This is a genomic window from Paenibacillus sp. FSL R5-0810 (assembly GCF_038002285.1).
Classification (GTDB): domain Bacteria; phylum Bacillota; class Bacilli; order Paenibacillales; family Paenibacillaceae; genus Paenibacillus_AQ; species Paenibacillus_AQ lactis.
The window spans coordinates 5,220,302-5,233,633 of sequence record NZ_JBBOCF010000001.1 but is presented as its reverse complement, the minus strand read 5'-3'; the positions used below and the strand labels follow the sequence as shown (position 1 = coordinate 5,233,633).

The 13,332-nt window shown below is 48.0% G+C and carries 15 protein-coding genes; 7 read left to right on the top strand and 8 right to left on the bottom strand.

Annotated elements, in window-relative coordinates:
* Window positions 1-7: 7 nt before the first annotated feature.
* The gene (locus tag MKX76_RS23285; protein ID WP_210094146.1) at window positions 8-859 is read left to right on the top strand and encodes an aldo/keto reductase; all 852 of its coding nucleotides are present in this window, start codon (window positions 8-10) and stop codon (window positions 857-859) included.
* 110 nt (window positions 860-969) lie between these two features.
* On the opposite strand, the gene MKX76_RS23280 is transcribed toward MKX76_RS23285, so the two are convergent.
* The 4 genes from MKX76_RS23280 to pnuC are packed head-to-tail and all read right to left on the bottom strand — an operon-like array spanning window position 970 to window position 4,166.
* Entirely contained in the window at window positions 970-1,521 is a 552-nt protein-coding gene (locus MKX76_RS23280; RefSeq protein ID WP_007129135.1) for an NADAR family protein, read from the bottom strand.
* A 3-nt stretch (window positions 1,522-1,524) separates the two neighbouring features.
* Window positions 1,525-2,409, bottom strand: a complete 885-nt coding sequence (locus MKX76_RS23275; RefSeq protein WP_028405864.1) for an NUDIX hydrolase — start codon at window positions 2,407-2,409, stop codon at window positions 1,525-1,527.
* Window positions 2,410-2,463: 54 nt separating this feature from the next.
* Window positions 2,464-3,498: an AAA family ATPase gene (locus MKX76_RS23270; protein ID WP_341034662.1), complete on the bottom strand. Its 1,035-nt coding sequence runs from the start codon at window positions 3,496-3,498 to the stop codon at window positions 2,464-2,466.
* Window positions 3,495-4,166: a nicotinamide riboside transporter PnuC gene (gene pnuC, locus MKX76_RS23265; protein WP_245255834.1), complete on the bottom strand. Its 672-nt coding sequence runs from the start codon at window positions 4,164-4,166 to the stop codon at window positions 3,495-3,497. The genes MKX76_RS23270 and pnuC overlap by 4 nt, the downstream gene beginning before the upstream one ends.
* Window positions 4,167-4,473: 307 nt before the next feature.
* On the opposite strand from pnuC, the gene MKX76_RS23260 reads away from it, so the two are divergent.
* Window positions 4,474-5,583, top strand: coding sequence for a PRK06851 family protein (locus tag MKX76_RS23260; RefSeq protein ID WP_210094151.1), 1,110 nt, complete (start codon window positions 4,474-4,476; stop codon window positions 5,581-5,583).
* Between the two features lie 21 nt (window positions 5,584-5,604).
* On the opposite strand, the gene MKX76_RS23255 is transcribed toward MKX76_RS23260, so the two are convergent.
* Complete coding sequence (locus MKX76_RS23255) at window positions 5,605-6,009, bottom strand: VOC family protein (protein ID WP_210094152.1); 405 nt, start codon at window positions 6,007-6,009, stop codon at window positions 5,605-5,607.
* A 356-nt stretch (window positions 6,010-6,365) separates the two neighbouring features.
* On the opposite strand from MKX76_RS23255, the gene MKX76_RS23250 reads away from it, so the two are divergent.
* From MKX76_RS23250 to MKX76_RS23240, 3 genes are all read left to right on the top strand, one after another.
* Window positions 6,366-7,541, top strand: coding sequence for a sensor histidine kinase (locus tag MKX76_RS23250; protein ID WP_210094153.1), 1,176 nt, complete (start codon window positions 6,366-6,368; stop codon window positions 7,539-7,541).
* Window positions 7,528-8,175: a response regulator transcription factor gene (locus MKX76_RS23245; protein WP_210094154.1), complete on the top strand. Its 648-nt coding sequence runs from the start codon at window positions 7,528-7,530 to the stop codon at window positions 8,173-8,175. The genes MKX76_RS23250 and MKX76_RS23245 overlap by 14 nt, the downstream gene beginning before the upstream one ends.
* 147 nt (window positions 8,176-8,322) lie before the next feature.
* Window positions 8,323-9,222, top strand: coding sequence for a CPBP family intramembrane glutamic endopeptidase (locus MKX76_RS23240; protein WP_341034661.1), 900 nt, complete (start codon window positions 8,323-8,325; stop codon window positions 9,220-9,222).
* Window positions 9,223-9,467: 245 nt separating this feature from the next.
* On the opposite strand, the gene splB is transcribed toward MKX76_RS23240, so the two are convergent.
* Complete coding sequence (gene splB, locus MKX76_RS23235; RefSeq protein WP_251535880.1) at window positions 9,468-10,496, bottom strand: spore photoproduct lyase; 1,029 nt, start codon at window positions 10,494-10,496, stop codon at window positions 9,468-9,470.
* Window positions 10,489-10,737: a transcriptional regulator SplA domain-containing protein gene (locus tag MKX76_RS23230; RefSeq protein WP_007129155.1), complete on the bottom strand. Its 249-nt coding sequence runs from the start codon at window positions 10,735-10,737 to the stop codon at window positions 10,489-10,491. Before MKX76_RS23230 ends, splB begins: the two co-directional genes overlap by 8 nt.
* Window positions 10,738-11,091: 354 nt before the next feature.
* Here MKX76_RS23230 and MKX76_RS23225 point away from each other — a divergent pair, with 354 nt between their 5' ends.
* Together MKX76_RS23225 and MKX76_RS23220 are read left to right on the top strand one after the other, a co-directional pair.
* A complete protein-coding gene (locus MKX76_RS23225; RefSeq protein WP_251535881.1) occupies window positions 11,092-11,466 on the top strand; it encodes a MerR family transcriptional regulator in 375 nt (124 codons plus the stop codon).
* On the top strand, window positions 11,463-12,224 hold the full coding sequence (locus MKX76_RS23220; RefSeq protein WP_251535882.1) for an SDR family oxidoreductase: 762 nt from the start codon (window positions 11,463-11,465) through the stop codon (window positions 12,222-12,224). Before MKX76_RS23225 ends, MKX76_RS23220 begins: the two co-directional genes overlap by 4 nt.
* A gap of 184 nt (window positions 12,225-12,408) precedes the next feature.
* Here MKX76_RS23220 and MKX76_RS23215 read toward each other — a convergent pair whose 3' ends face one another.
* Window positions 12,409-13,320 (bottom strand): sensor histidine kinase, encoded by a 912-nt coding sequence (locus tag MKX76_RS23215; protein WP_341034660.1) that lies wholly within the window; start codon window positions 13,318-13,320, stop codon window positions 12,409-12,411.
* Window positions 13,321-13,332: the final 12 nt, after the last annotated feature.

The window sequence follows — 13,332 nt, the reverse complement described above, 5'->3', positions numbered from 1 at the left end:
AATTACAATGCAAACCGTAACGTTGAACAACGGAGTAAACATGCCGATCGTCGGCTTCGGGGTCTATCAAGTTCCCGATGCGGAAGAATGCGAGAACGCAGTATATGAAGCACTAATGACCGGTTACCGCCTCATCGACACCGCCGCCGGTTATCTGAACGAGGAGGCAGTCGGACGAGCAATTAAGCGCAGCGGCATACCGCGTGAGGAACTGTTCATCACGACCAAGCTTTGGGTCCAGGATGCCGGCTACGAGAGTGCCAAGCTGGCATTTGCCAAATCCCTGAAGAAGCTGCAGCTCGACTACCTCGATCTGTACCTGATTCACCAGCCGTTCGGCGATTACTACGGCGCTTGGCGCGCAATGGAGGAATTGTATCGCGAGGGCAAAATCAAGGCGATCGGGGTCAGCAACTTCCTGCCTGACCGTCTGATGGACCTTATCGTACACAATGAGGTCGTCCCCGCCGTCAACCAGATCGAAACGCATCCGTTCTACCAGCAGACAGAGGTCACCGCTTTTTTGAAAGAGCAGGGAGTTCAACATCAGTCGTGGGCGCCGTTCGCCGAAGGACGAGGCAACATGTTCGGCAACGAAGTGCTGACCTCGATCGCTGAAAAACACAACAAGTCCGTCGCCCAGATCGTGCTGCGCTGGCTTGTTCAGCGTGAAGTCGTTGTCATTCCAAAATCGGTGCGCAGAGAGCGGATCGCCGAAAACTTCGACATTTTCGATTTTGAGTTAAGCGCGGACGATATGACACAGATCTCTACCCTCGATACGCGGGAAAGTCTCTTCTTATCATACCGCGATCCGGAAGTCGCCAAGATGATGGGCAACTGGAGAGTCGACCTGTAAACCTCGGTCGAAACACAATCCCATAGAGAGAGCTATCGACGAAAAATGAAAAGAGGATCGATTTTAATACAGTACCTACGATCCTCTAATTCCGTTATCCGACCAAAAAACTAGCTCTGCAGCAGCTCGTCCCGCGCTTCGGTCAGCGCGAATCCCAGCAGGTTTTGGCCCCGCCATTTCACGGGGTTCTCCGCATTTGGATTGGACTGGCTCATACCGATCCCCCAAATGCGGTCCTGCGGGCTGGCTTCGACGAGGATGCGGTTCTTCGTCGACTTGAGATAATCGCCAAGCTCCGGATTCTGCGAAAACTTGGCCAAGCTGGCTCGTTTGACGATGCCGTAGCATTCCTGATCCCAGGTATCCTTGTCGAAGTTTCGGACCGCGCGCCCATAAGCCTTCATTTCCTTGGGATGCTTAGCTGTAAGGATCGACTCCAGCATTTCATGGTCGCCGAACAGCCTTGCCTTCTCAGCCATCATAAACTGCTCGGCACAGGAATACTCCGTCCCCTCTACCGTGAACGGGCACATCCACCACTGGCTGAAGCAGCTTTTGTCGATGCTCCCGTCCTTAGGCGGCGTATGGCCCCAAAAGAATACAAACTTGAACGTTTTCCCTTTGTTATAAGCTTGTTTTAGCTCATCGAGATTGTAAATCATCCGTTATTCCTCCAGTTTTCTTCGATACAAGCGGGATGGCCGATGTCCCGCATTTTCGGTGTAATGATCGGTCTCCGCCACGAGATCGGCCACCTTGCGCCGGAAGGCCGCCTTTAATAGCTCTTTATCCAAAATGACCTCATAAACCTGCTGCAGCTCCGTCAAGGTAAAAAGCTCTGGCATCAAGTGCAGCGCAATATCGGTATAGTTCACTTTTCCCCGCAGCCGCTCGATCGCGCATGCTATAATCTTCGCGTGGTCGAAGGCCAAACCGTTATTCGATACGATCTTATAATCCGTGCTGGTCGATGTCGTCTTCACGGTCAACGTCCTCGCCACGACCGCCGAAAGCTCCTCCTCACCGCTTAGCTTGAGTTCATACTCCAGCGTCTTGACGTATCCGTCCTCCATCATCTCTTTCTGCTCCCGCAGCAGCCGATAGGATACCTTGAACCAAGCAGCGTCGGCCGCATCGTCTCCCGCCTGAAGCTCCAATTTATCGCTGTTGATCAAAGCCATATAGCTGCAGCTCATCACCCAGGTTCGGGGATCTCGCCCGATGTCACTGAACGTATACAACTGCTCCAAATAAACGTCGTCCACGCCGGTCTCCTCGCGCAGTTCCCTTGCCGCGGCCTGTTCAGTCGTCTCGCCCGGCTGGACAAAGCCGCCAGGCAGCGCCCATTTACCCAGGAAAGGGTGACCTCCCCGGCGGATGAGCAGGATGCGGAGCTCCTTTTCGGGTAGCTTCCGATAGCTGTCAGCCGCCTCATCCGTAACCGTGAAGATCACCATATCGGCTGCCACCGAAGGCCGCTCGTAATTCTCTGCCCGGTACTTCTCCAAAAATTCGCGTTCCGTTAGTCCGTCCCGATCCAACAAATCCAATGGGGGCGCCTCCTTGTTTTTTCATTCTAAGCTAGTTGTGGTTATGTGTTCATTTTACTCCCTGCCTGCATCTAATTCTAAACGTTTTAGCTCCCCGAAATAGTTCCGATAGGGCTCGAACCCCGCCAGCACCTCGTCTACCTTGCGCATGCGCTCCTCCAGGCTCCCCCGCAGCGTAATGTAGGGGATGCGCCGCTCCTTCAAATCCGCGATGATCTGTTTATGAAAAACATGCCGCTTCTGATCCCCGCTTCGATCCCACGTATCGTCGTAAGGAATATCGTCGTCGCACAAGAAGAACAGATCGTAGCGCTGCGCGTTCTCCAGGGCAATCCGCGTTAATCGCTCCGGCGCCCGGCCGTGGTAATCCATAGCGAACATATACGTCGTAATCGCATTGGTATCGACGAACAGAAATCGGTTCGCCGCAAGCAAAGCTTCCTCTTCACGCTCGATATGGCCCACAGCGATTTCATCGAACGCCTCCAGGATGATTCTGCGGTCCACCTGATGCTCGGTCCAATAATCGCGCCCGTATTCGCTAGCATAGGTCGTGTGATACCGCCGCGCCAGCGCTTCGGTGATCGTCGACTTCCCCGTCGACATCGCCCCAACGAATACCACCTTCGTGATTAAGTCCCGGTACACGATATCACTTATGAACTCCCTGTATTTATACGGATCGGAACGGATCATCGTTGCAGAGATCGGAACCTGCTCGCGGGCTTCATCAACCCGCCGGTCAACCGAGCCCAAAGCGAGGCTCATATGCCTGCCGTAAAACTCGCTCGAATAAAAATGCGTGACCTGCTCCCCGTTCAGTAAACGGAGGATATACTGTTCCTCCCGAATCTCATGCTCTCGGTCATCCGAATACCCGTCCGGTCCGTCCCAAGCTTCAACGACCCGGACTGCCGGGTATAGTCGCCGAATCCAATTCGCCCGGATGTGAAGCGGGATCGGCGTCACCGTCGTCTCGTAAATGACCACGATCAACTCATCGACCTCTTGCAGCGCCGTTTCGATCATGAACTGATGCCCTTTATGCAGCGGGGCAAACTTCCCCAGCGTTAATCCGAGCTTTTTCATGCCGCCACCTCCCTGGCCCCTTTGTTCCAATTGTAATAGCCGTATACCGCATTAACCAAATACGCGCTCCACATGACGATCATCAGCATGCCTTCGCTGCTGCCCTCAAGCAGTCGAATCGCCCAGAGCAGCACCGTAAACAAATTCAACACAATATAGACAAGCCATTGCTCCTTGAATCTGCGGACCATTAAGAAGGTGGCTACAACGGACAACACCGTCGTAATAGCATCGATGTAAGGCGAGTTCTGTCCCGGGATGAACGAAAGCCCAAATCCCAGCAGCAAACAGCCCAAGATACAGGTTGCGCCAACGAGAAGCAGACCTCTAAACTCCATTTGGCGCATGATCAGCTTGCCGTCTTGGCGGTGATTTTTCCACATGTAGAAGCCAATGACGTTCATCGGAACGAAGAACAGCAGATTCAGCATAACCTCTCCAAACAACCCGTTAAAATAGGCCAGATAAGCGTAACCGATGGTGTTGTACATGCCGAAAACATAGCTCATCAGGCTGCCCTTCGCCGCAAGCACCACGCACAGCACCCCGGTAATAAAAACGGTAAATCCGAATAAAGAATCCTTGGACATCACCGTAAATCCCACCGCAATCAAGGTAAACAGCGCCAACCAAGCGATTTCGAACAGGTTCCAGCCGCGCGCAACCATCTTCACAATACATCCCCCCTGCTTTCTTCACTGGTTTATAGAGCGAAACCACCCAGTCAATACTTAGTATCATTTTGTTAATAACATTTTGTTACTATCAAAAATAACAGAAAAGCCTGCGCATGGCAAGTGAAATCTGCCCATTTATCGCAGACATGATCGTTATGATCTTGTACATTCCGCAAAATCATGAGAGGACGAACACCACTTGTTACAACACGGAATATACAAATACATAGGCACTTATCCCAATCATGCTTATTCTGTAAGCTTGGCGAATCGGAATAGGCACAAAGGAGTGTGTAGGTTGGTACTACAATCATCTCACTATTTTGCCCACGGCAACACTGCGCGCGGGGCTCATTTCTTGTATACATCCGCATTTGACGGATTGAACAAGATTTTTGTCCTTACGGGGCCCCAAGGTACGGGGAAATCGACGGTCATGCAAAGCTTGGCGGATCGCCTGCTGGATCAAGGCTTTCATGTACAATGCTTCCACTCCCCCCTCCGTCCCGACGAACTGGATGGCATCATTTTTACGGAATTGAAGGTTGGTATTGTTGACGGCAGAGTCTGTAGGGGAATTTCGGATAGCGGGGCCGATAACATCGTCTTTATCGATTTCGGGGAAGCATTCGATAACAGCCTGATTTCACCGGAAGACTTGGTCACGATAGAAGATCTTAGTGGCAAGCTTGAGGACGCCTATTCAACTGTGTATGAAACATTCGCAACGGCACTACGGATTCATGACGAGTGGGAAAAATATTATATCGAAAATATGGATTTCGCGAAGGCCGATCAGATTGCACTGGAATTCATTCAAGAATTATACGCCGGTCATGAAAGCGATACGCCAATCGCTCCGCGTCACTTATTTTTCGGAGCTGCGACCCCGAGGGGGGCGTTCGATTTTATTCAAAGCTTGACCGCTCAGCTGGAAAGACGGATATTCATCAAAGGAAGGGCGGGATCCGGCAAATCGACGCTGCTGAAAAAGCTTGCATCTGCTGCCGAACAGAAAGGAATCGACGTTCAAGTGTTTCATTGCGCCTTTGATCCGAACAGTCTGGATATGCTGATATTCCCGGAGCTTCGAACTGCGATCTTCGACAGTACCGCTCCGCATGAATATTTCCCCGATCGGGACGGGGATGAGATCCTAGATATGTATACGCGGACCATTGCCCCTGGAACCGATGAAGCCTATGCTAACGAAATAGCGGCTATCAAAGCACGCTATTCGGCAAAGATGAAAGAGGCCACCTCCCATCTGGCGGAAGCCGAAGCCATCGATTCTCAGATTAAAGCCTACTATGTTGCGGCCACTGATTTTTCGATCGTGGAGAAACTCCGCCTTCAATTACAGTCCGAATTGAATGAACGGATCAGCTCCATTCAGACTTCACAATAAGATACAACCCAAAAGCGTTCGTCAATGTCTACCTTTGAACCGTTTAATCGCTTCCTCGGTCACCGGCTCGAAGAGGTTAAGCAGATTGCCATCGGGATCGCGGAACAGCATAGAACGGTTCCCCCACGGCATCGTGGTCGGTTCCTTTACCCAATGATCGACGAATGGCTTCAAGCGCACATATTCGGCTTCGACATCATCGACGCGGAACTCAATAATGACAGTGCGATTATTGGCCCCCACTACGGAACCCGCGCCGAATAGCTGTGCCGTTTGGGAGTGGCCGATGGCAAGGGACCATGATGGCAAGACGAGTTCGGCAAATACGGGCGCGGGTCGCTCCGCCGAAACCCCCATGACTTTCTCATAGAACTCGACGAGACGATCCACGTCGTCAGTAATGATGCGTACAGAAGCGAAACTCACAAGTTATTCCTAATAATGGGTTTGGCTGTGCCCCACAGCCGTTGTAAAACATGCTTTTTTTACTTATTTCATTTACTTGTCCAATAATAAAAAAACGCTACTGACAACGTTATGTCAGTAGCGTTTTAGAATTTTTGGGGCTTCGTTCGATTCCTTCACCTTATCTGCGATGTCATGGTTAAATCGAAGGCATACTCGCAAGCGGCCATCAGCCTCTGACACACAAGAAACCATTAAAGACATTTATCGCGGTTGGGACGCCCCGTAGGTCATCGTATTGAGCTGCTATGCCGAGTTTTATTATACTGGCTGGAATACGAGGTTCCAAGTTTATAGATTTCCTGTAAAATGATGCTATGAAAAAAATATTATCTTTCATGGATTGGGGCATATTCGCTCTTCGTTCGTACCATTATATCTTGCTGTTGTTCCAGGCTCTGGCGGTAAGTGAGTTTTCGATCCGAACGTTATTAAATGTGACCTGGCTGGGCGCAGCCCTTGTCGTCCCTTTGCTGTTCTGGTTTCCTGGGCGCCGGATGAACAAAGTCTGGTTTTGCATATTGGAGTTATTGCTTGGCGGTTCTTATTATGTGAATTCTGTCATTCATCCGGATCTGACTTCAAAAGCGGACTATTTGCTGCCGAGTCTTACAATCGGGTACTTATTAACTAAGCAATCTCTTTGGATCATTCCCATGCTTGCTTTCATTCCTTTTTCCTTTCAGTCTTCCCTAAGACTGTCCTGGGAGCAAGCCCTAAGTCTCGGAACAGACAATCTGCTGTTCTGCTTCATCGGCATGTGGGCAAGCCTCGTAGCCAATGCGTATGATCAGAAGAATAAACTGGTAGCCGAAGTGGAGCATCAAAATAAGCTCTTAACTCACTACTCGGCCGAGATCGAGAAAATGACTTTGCTTGAAGAACGCAACCGCATGTCCAAGGAGCTTCATGATACGCTGGGTCATTCCTTTATCTCACTCATCCTGAGTCTTGATGCTTCTATTGCCCTTATGGATAGCAAGCCTGCCGAGGCCAAAGATCGGTTAATTCGCTTAAGGGCATTGGCTGAGAGAAATCTGGACGATATGAGAAACATCGTACACGAGATGGGGGAAGAAGAGGAATCCAGTCTGATCCGACAGATTGAATCCCTTGCGGCCCGTTTCCGGGAGCACACGGGTACGGCCCTGACTGTGAGTCTGCCGGGGACAGAGAGGTCGATACGTTTTGAAGTACGGCAAACAATCCTTCGGATCATCCAGGAGTCCTTTACGAATGCATTAAAACATGGAAAGGCAACTCAACTTCATCTGGAGCTTGGGTTTTCTGAGAGCCACCTGCTATTGTCCGTTCGAAATAACGGCAAGCCGATCGACAAGCTAAATTATGGCTTCGGCTTGACCACGATGAACCACCGGGTTGAGCAGTTAGGAGGCAGCTTGCACCTGTCATCCAGGGAAGGAACTCCAGTGATCACCGAAGTCAGATGCGAAATCCCGCTGAAAGGATTGGTACCGCATGGAGAAGATTAAAGTGCTGCTTGCTGATGATCAAGAATTGATTCTCGAAAGTTTACATATCGTGCTGTCCATGGAACCGGATTTGGAAATTGTCGGTTTGGCCAAGAATGGGGAAGAGGCACTGAAGGGCTGTGAGCAGTTTTTGCCGGATATTGTGTTGATGGATGTCAACATGCCGGTCATGGACGGCGTCGCCGCAACAGCCCTGATTAAAGAGCGGATGCCTGCAACTAAAATCATCATGCTAACCTCCTATAAGGAAGTAGAGTATGTGCTAGCAGCGTTAAGCCATGGAGCGGAAGGTTACCTGCTCAAAGCCCTTCATCCCAGAGACCTGGCTGCAGGCATACGGGTGGTTCAGGCGGGAGGGACTTTAATTTCGCAGGAAATGGCGAGTAAAATGATCAAGACCATGAACAATGCTCCCCCTGCAAAAAGTAACGAATTTGGGCTCACCGCCCGTGAAATGGAAGTGCTGCATAAGCTGGCTTCTGGCCTGCGTAATCAAGACATTGCCGAGTCGCTGTATCTTAGTGAAGGAACGGTCAAAAATTATATCTCCACGATTTATTCAAAGCTGAATGTGAAAGGTAGGCGCGAGGCCGCCCGTAAAGCCCGAGATTCGGGAATGCTGGATCATTCATAAGCTGATTCCCAAGAAGCCGGTAACTCATTAGAGTTACCGGCTTTTTTCTCAATAGCCATAGATTAAATGATGACCAAAGCGCACTGTCTCTTTATGACTTTTTCAGCCTATACTCTGAGCATCAAACAATAGAAGAGGCGATAAGAAATGAAGAAAAAAATGTCCGGAAATAAAGAACTTCTGCAGAAGCAGAATGGCAGGAAGTTAAGTGCTTGGAGTTCATTTTGGCGCTTTCCAATCGTCTGGATGCTTGTGGGAGCTATCGGTATTGTTCTTATCGATACGTTGTTCCGACAGCTGACTGAGCGAGTGGATGGGATGATTTCCCTTGTCCTTACACTAGTGATGGGGTTGCTGGCCATCATGGTTTATAAGCTCACGCTGACATACCTGGCCCGGCGTTCCACTCCAGAGATAACTAGACAACGGGCAGGGATTGAAGCAGTCCTTGGCGTACTTACCGGGACAATCTTTATCGCAGGGTCCGTCTTTATTATTATGGCTCTGGGAGGTTACTCCTTTCAGTGGGCAAGTTCTGCGAATGCGGGTTCTATTCTACTATCCTCCATTGGAGCAGCTTTAGGAGCAGCCATTGTCGAGGAGCTTATCTTTCGTGGACTTATGTTTCAAGCCATTGATCGATTGGGGGGGAAACCGCTCGCACTCGTTGTGACCTCACTATTCTTTGGAATTGCCCATCTTGGCAATCCAGGGGCAACATTATGGAGCGGGTTCGCCATAGCCCTGGAAGCAGGTGTTCTGCTCGGAGCGGCCTTCCTGTGGCGGCGGAACTTATGGTTTGCCATGGGGCTGCATTTTGCATGGAATGCCATTGAAGGAGTGCTAGGCATTCCTGTTTCCGGACACTCGGCTCCCGGTCTGTTTACTGTAGAGGTGAACGGTGCCACACTTCTCACAGGGGGCGATTTTGGACTTGAAGGTTCCATTGTTTCGGTTGTGGTCAGTCTTCTGATCTCCATTCCAATGCTAATTGGGGCTGCGCGGTATCGAAGGGTTCAGGCCCGGAACCTTCCTGTATCAAAGTAAACACGGCAGCTTATAGAGACATTGAAAATCCTGCAATTTTTGATCCATCTAATTAACCAAAAGGTACCTTAAGATAAAAGGCTCTCCTGTCATCACCATTTCGGATGACCCAAGGAGAGTGTTATTTACGAACAAGGCGTTTCCGGAGCGTAAAACGTGACACTTTAACATCTATAGAGAGAAATCAAAAAGGCACCCCATCAGGTGCCTTTCTTCTTTGGCGTATCTTTATTCAATTCGCTTTATTACGTAAAATACTCAATTTTTGAATTAGGGAAATAAGTATGGATATACCTGCCTAGCGTATCTTTAATATCCTCCTGCTCTTGATCAGTGTACACGTATTTTCCAATCCCATACCGCCCCCACTTCCACTTTCTCTTCGTTTCATCAAGTTCCAGCTTCGTCATCGGATAGTTTTTCTGTATGACATTCTTCGCTGGTTTAGTAAAGCGATGCTGAATCAGCTCAAAGGTCAAATCCTTTTTAGAAGAATGGGTAAGTGCGGATTCTAATTTCTCGAACATATCCTTGTAGCCCTCTTTCCATCCATCATGCAAATATATAGGGGCAATAATGAAACCTAATGGATATCCTGCCTCCCCAACTTTTCTGGCAGCTTCGATCCTCTCTGCCTGTCTGGATGTACCTGGTTCAAAATTTTTAATAATATAATCGTCATTCATACTAAATCGAAAGCGAGTCCGCCCATTATGCTTGGCATCAAGTAAATGATCAATATGAGCAAACTTGGTTACGAAGCGTAGTTGTCCCAAGTCAGACTTACCAAAGTATTCGATAGCCTTCTTGAGCGTATGGGTTAAGTGATCAATACCCGCGATATCCGATGTACATGATGCTTCAAACCTTGTAATCTCAGGGGCTCGCTCTTTCATATATTGGTCCGCAGCCTCAAAGATGTCGTCAATATTGACATAAGTCCGAATGTACGGCTTACTTCCCATCGTCGTTTGTAAATAACAATAATGACAATGGCCCATGCACCCTGTTGCAAACGGAATAGCAAACTCTGCCGAAGGCTTTGAAGTATCGAATTTTAAAGTTTTCCTAACTCCGACAACTAATGTTGACTTTGCTATTCGATATTTTTGAAAATCATTGTCTCCAGGCAGGTTCCGAATTTGATTATGTGAGGTTGTCTCACGGATTTCGATGCCCATTTTTTCAAATTTAGATATTAATTCTTTTCCCAACGGATAATCCAATGCCCTTGGCTCTACATATACGAGTTGAGGCACAAATGGCTTAACCATAATACGCCCCCATATCGGATAAACCGAATGCCTCTCTATAGGCGTGCTCAGCTTCACTTGCTGTTGGGTACACCGCAATCTCATCGTTCAATGGGTAATACGTCTCATAAATAAACAGCGCATAATTTCCCGGCGAATCAGGATCATTCACTACGGCAGCTTCCTGGACATTTGCGACACCCTGAACATGCGGGTTACGAATGATTACATACACAATCTGTCCCGGTTGATATTCATTCATCACATCATTGACCCCTATCCTAGATGTTTCGGTTAGTATCACACAAAACAATCTGGAATATGCCGACATGTAAGGAGATCTGATACTGAGGGCATATAAGGGGAATCAACCCGGCATACTCTCTCCCAGCCACACTGTCCTTGCTTCTTTACCAATTCCAGATGTATCTCATTTCCCTAAATCCGACATCCCATATTTTCAACACTCAAATTAACAATTCGACATGCCTGATTTCAGTTCACCGCTGCCTGAAACGGCATATGCACGCATAGAAACTAACTGTTGACTTAAACCATGGTTTAAGTCGTATCCTATTCTTGTCGACATTGAAATGTAAGATTTGGGGGCCTTCAAATGAAGTATTGTTCCATTAGCGAAGTTTCAGCCAAATTCAATATTCCAGAATCAACATTGCGTTATTACGAAAAAAAAGGGTTGCTGCCACGAATTGAGCGTGATGAAGCAGGCAGGCGGTTATTTTCAGAAGTCCAAATGGCGCTCCTTCAAACCGTAATTTGCTTAAAAAATACTCGCATGCCAATAAAGGAAATTAAGCAGTACATGGATTGGATCCAAGAAGGAGACGCCACAATTGAACGCCGACTTGAAATGATGACAAAACACAAACAGAACGTGCTGGATGAGATTTCGTTAATGTCAGACTCCTTGCAAGGTATTGATGAAAAAATAAAGCGCTATACAAATCGAATCAGGGAGGAACGAGCATGAATCTTTCAGGGAATACAATTCTCATTACAGGTGGAAGTGCTGGAATCGGATTAGCCTTTGCAGAAAGGTTCATAAAGGCTGGAAATAAAGTCATCGTTACTGGACGGCGGGAAAATGCACTTCAACATGCAAAAGAAAAACTTCCAAGCCTGATAACTCGTGTAAGCGATTTGAATAAGGAATCCGAGCGTGCAGCATTATTTGACTGGGTAACAGGAAACTATCCGGAAGTAAATGTGTTGGTTAATAATGCAGGGATCCAACAACGTTTTAACGTGTTGAAAGCAGATGCGACGAATAATTGGAGCTATTTCAACAAAGAAATCATAACGAACCTTGAAGCACCGCTCCATCTCTCTATGCTGTTTGCTCCGTTTTTTGCAGCAAAAGAATCGGCGACCATTATTAACGTAACATCAGGGTTAGCTTTTACACCGTTTGCGATGGCTCCGATTTATTCAGCAACGAAAGCGGCACTTCATTCGTTTACGATGAGTCTAAGGCATCAGCTGTCCGATACGTCTGTCGAAGTTATCGAAGTCGCTCCTCCGGCAGTAAATACAGATTTAGGCGGTGCGGGATTGCATACGCATGGCGAGCCATTAGACGCCTTTGCGGATGGAATCTTCAACGAATTAGCAAAAGGCAAAATGGAAATCGGATATGGTTCTTCTGTGGCCCGCTTGCGCATGTCACGAGATGAAATCGACAAATACACAGAAAAGTTGTATAAGGCAACGAAAAACACCGTTGAATAACCGCTTGTATAAAAAAAGTACTGCCATGACGCAGTCCCCGATCAGCCAATCTACAGTTGCTACGACTTCAAATTGGCATATAAGGAAAAACTCGCTTCCATAATGGATGCCCTCTTTAAATAACAAAAAAGCAGCATTATTGAACGCCAAAAAACTTGCCTTACTTACGATACGGTTCACTGTATCATAAGTAAGGCAAATTTCTTTTCCACTCGCATCTCATCTCCACGTACCCGTCATTAAGCTCAGCGGTCAGCCGCCCGTTCATCTTTAACATGAGACTACGGGCGATGGTTAAACCCAAGCCTGTTCTTCGACTTGATCTGGATCGATCCGCTGTGTAGAAGCGGTCAAACAGCCTGTCTAAGTCTTGCTCGCTCAAGTTATTTGCTTCATTCCTGAAGATAAGTATGATGTTCCCGCCTGCTTCTTTCAAGCTAATCGCTACATTGCCTGTCGCATGCCGGAGCACATTGCTGATTAGGTTTTCGATTACACGTTTAACCGCTGACGGATCCACGTTGGCAATCAGCACTTCATCCGTTATTTGCAAGTCCGGTTCCAGATGTCGCTCGTTAAATTGATCATAAAATCCGGTCAGCACTTCCCACAACAATGCATTCATGTGTACCGGTTCAAGCTTAAGTTCATAATCAGCAGATTGCACGAGAGACAATTCGAAGAATTCCTGAAGTAATAGGTGTAAACGATCAGCAGTTGCTCTGGTGGTGGATATATATTCCTGCCTTTTCTCTTCTGTAACCGAACTAGCCCCCAATAATTTGGTATATCCGATTATAGCCGTTAGCGGCGTCCTCAAATCATGAGACATATTAGCGATCGCTTGTCTCAATTCGCGATCACTGCGTATTCGCTCCCTGTTCGATTGGACCGCCAGATCCATCAATTGATTAATATTTCCGGCAAGCCCTTCGATATCTTTGTCCAGTAAAGCAATATCAACCTTCTTCCCGCTTAAGCCTTTATGAAAGCGTTCGACCTGGCTGGATAAGCGTCTCATCTCCTTCTTGACCATCACAAGGCGAAAGAGAAAAATGAACATAAACAGAACCGCAGCGATCGCTATATAGATCATTTTTCCTCTCCC

What these genes read in the sequence shown, in the direction of transcription:
- MKX76_RS23220 (WP_251535882.1), top strand. Translation starts at nt 11,463, where the DNA reads ATGAATCTTTCAGGGAATACAATTCTCATTACAGGTGGAAGTGCTGGA.
- MKX76_RS23285 (WP_210094146.1), top strand. Translation starts at nt 8, where the DNA reads ATGCAAACCGTAACGTTGAACAACGGAGTAAACATGCCGATCGTCGGC.
- splB (WP_251535880.1), bottom strand. Translation starts at nt 10,496, where the DNA reads ATGGTTAAGCCATTTGTGCCTCAACTCGTATATGTAGAGCCAAGGGCA.
- MKX76_RS23280 (WP_007129135.1), bottom strand. Translation starts at nt 1,521, where the DNA reads ATGATTTACAATCTCGATGAGCTAAAACAAGCTTATAACAAAGGGAAA.
- MKX76_RS23230 (WP_007129155.1), bottom strand. Translation starts at nt 10,737, where the DNA reads ATGAATGAATATCAACCGGGACAGATTGTGTATGTAATCATTCGTAAC.
- MKX76_RS23225 (WP_251535881.1), top strand. Translation starts at nt 11,092, where the DNA reads ATGAAGTATTGTTCCATTAGCGAAGTTTCAGCCAAATTCAATATTCCA.
- MKX76_RS23240 (WP_341034661.1), top strand. Translation starts at nt 8,323, where the DNA reads ATGAAGAAAAAAATGTCCGGAAATAAAGAACTTCTGCAGAAGCAGAAT.
- pnuC (WP_245255834.1), bottom strand. Translation starts at nt 4,166, where the DNA reads ATGGTTGCGCGCGGCTGGAACCTGTTCGAAATCGCTTGGTTGGCGCTG.
- MKX76_RS23215 (WP_341034660.1), bottom strand. Translation starts at nt 13,320, where the DNA reads ATGATCTATATAGCGATCGCTGCGGTTCTGTTTATGTTCATTTTTCTC.
- MKX76_RS23245 (WP_210094154.1), top strand. Translation starts at nt 7,528, where the DNA reads ATGGAGAAGATTAAAGTGCTGCTTGCTGATGATCAAGAATTGATTCTC.
- MKX76_RS23250 (WP_210094153.1), top strand. Translation starts at nt 6,366, where the DNA reads ATGAAAAAAATATTATCTTTCATGGATTGGGGCATATTCGCTCTTCGT.
- MKX76_RS23270 (WP_341034662.1), bottom strand. Translation starts at nt 3,498, where the DNA reads ATGAAAAAGCTCGGATTAACGCTGGGGAAGTTTGCCCCGCTGCATAAA.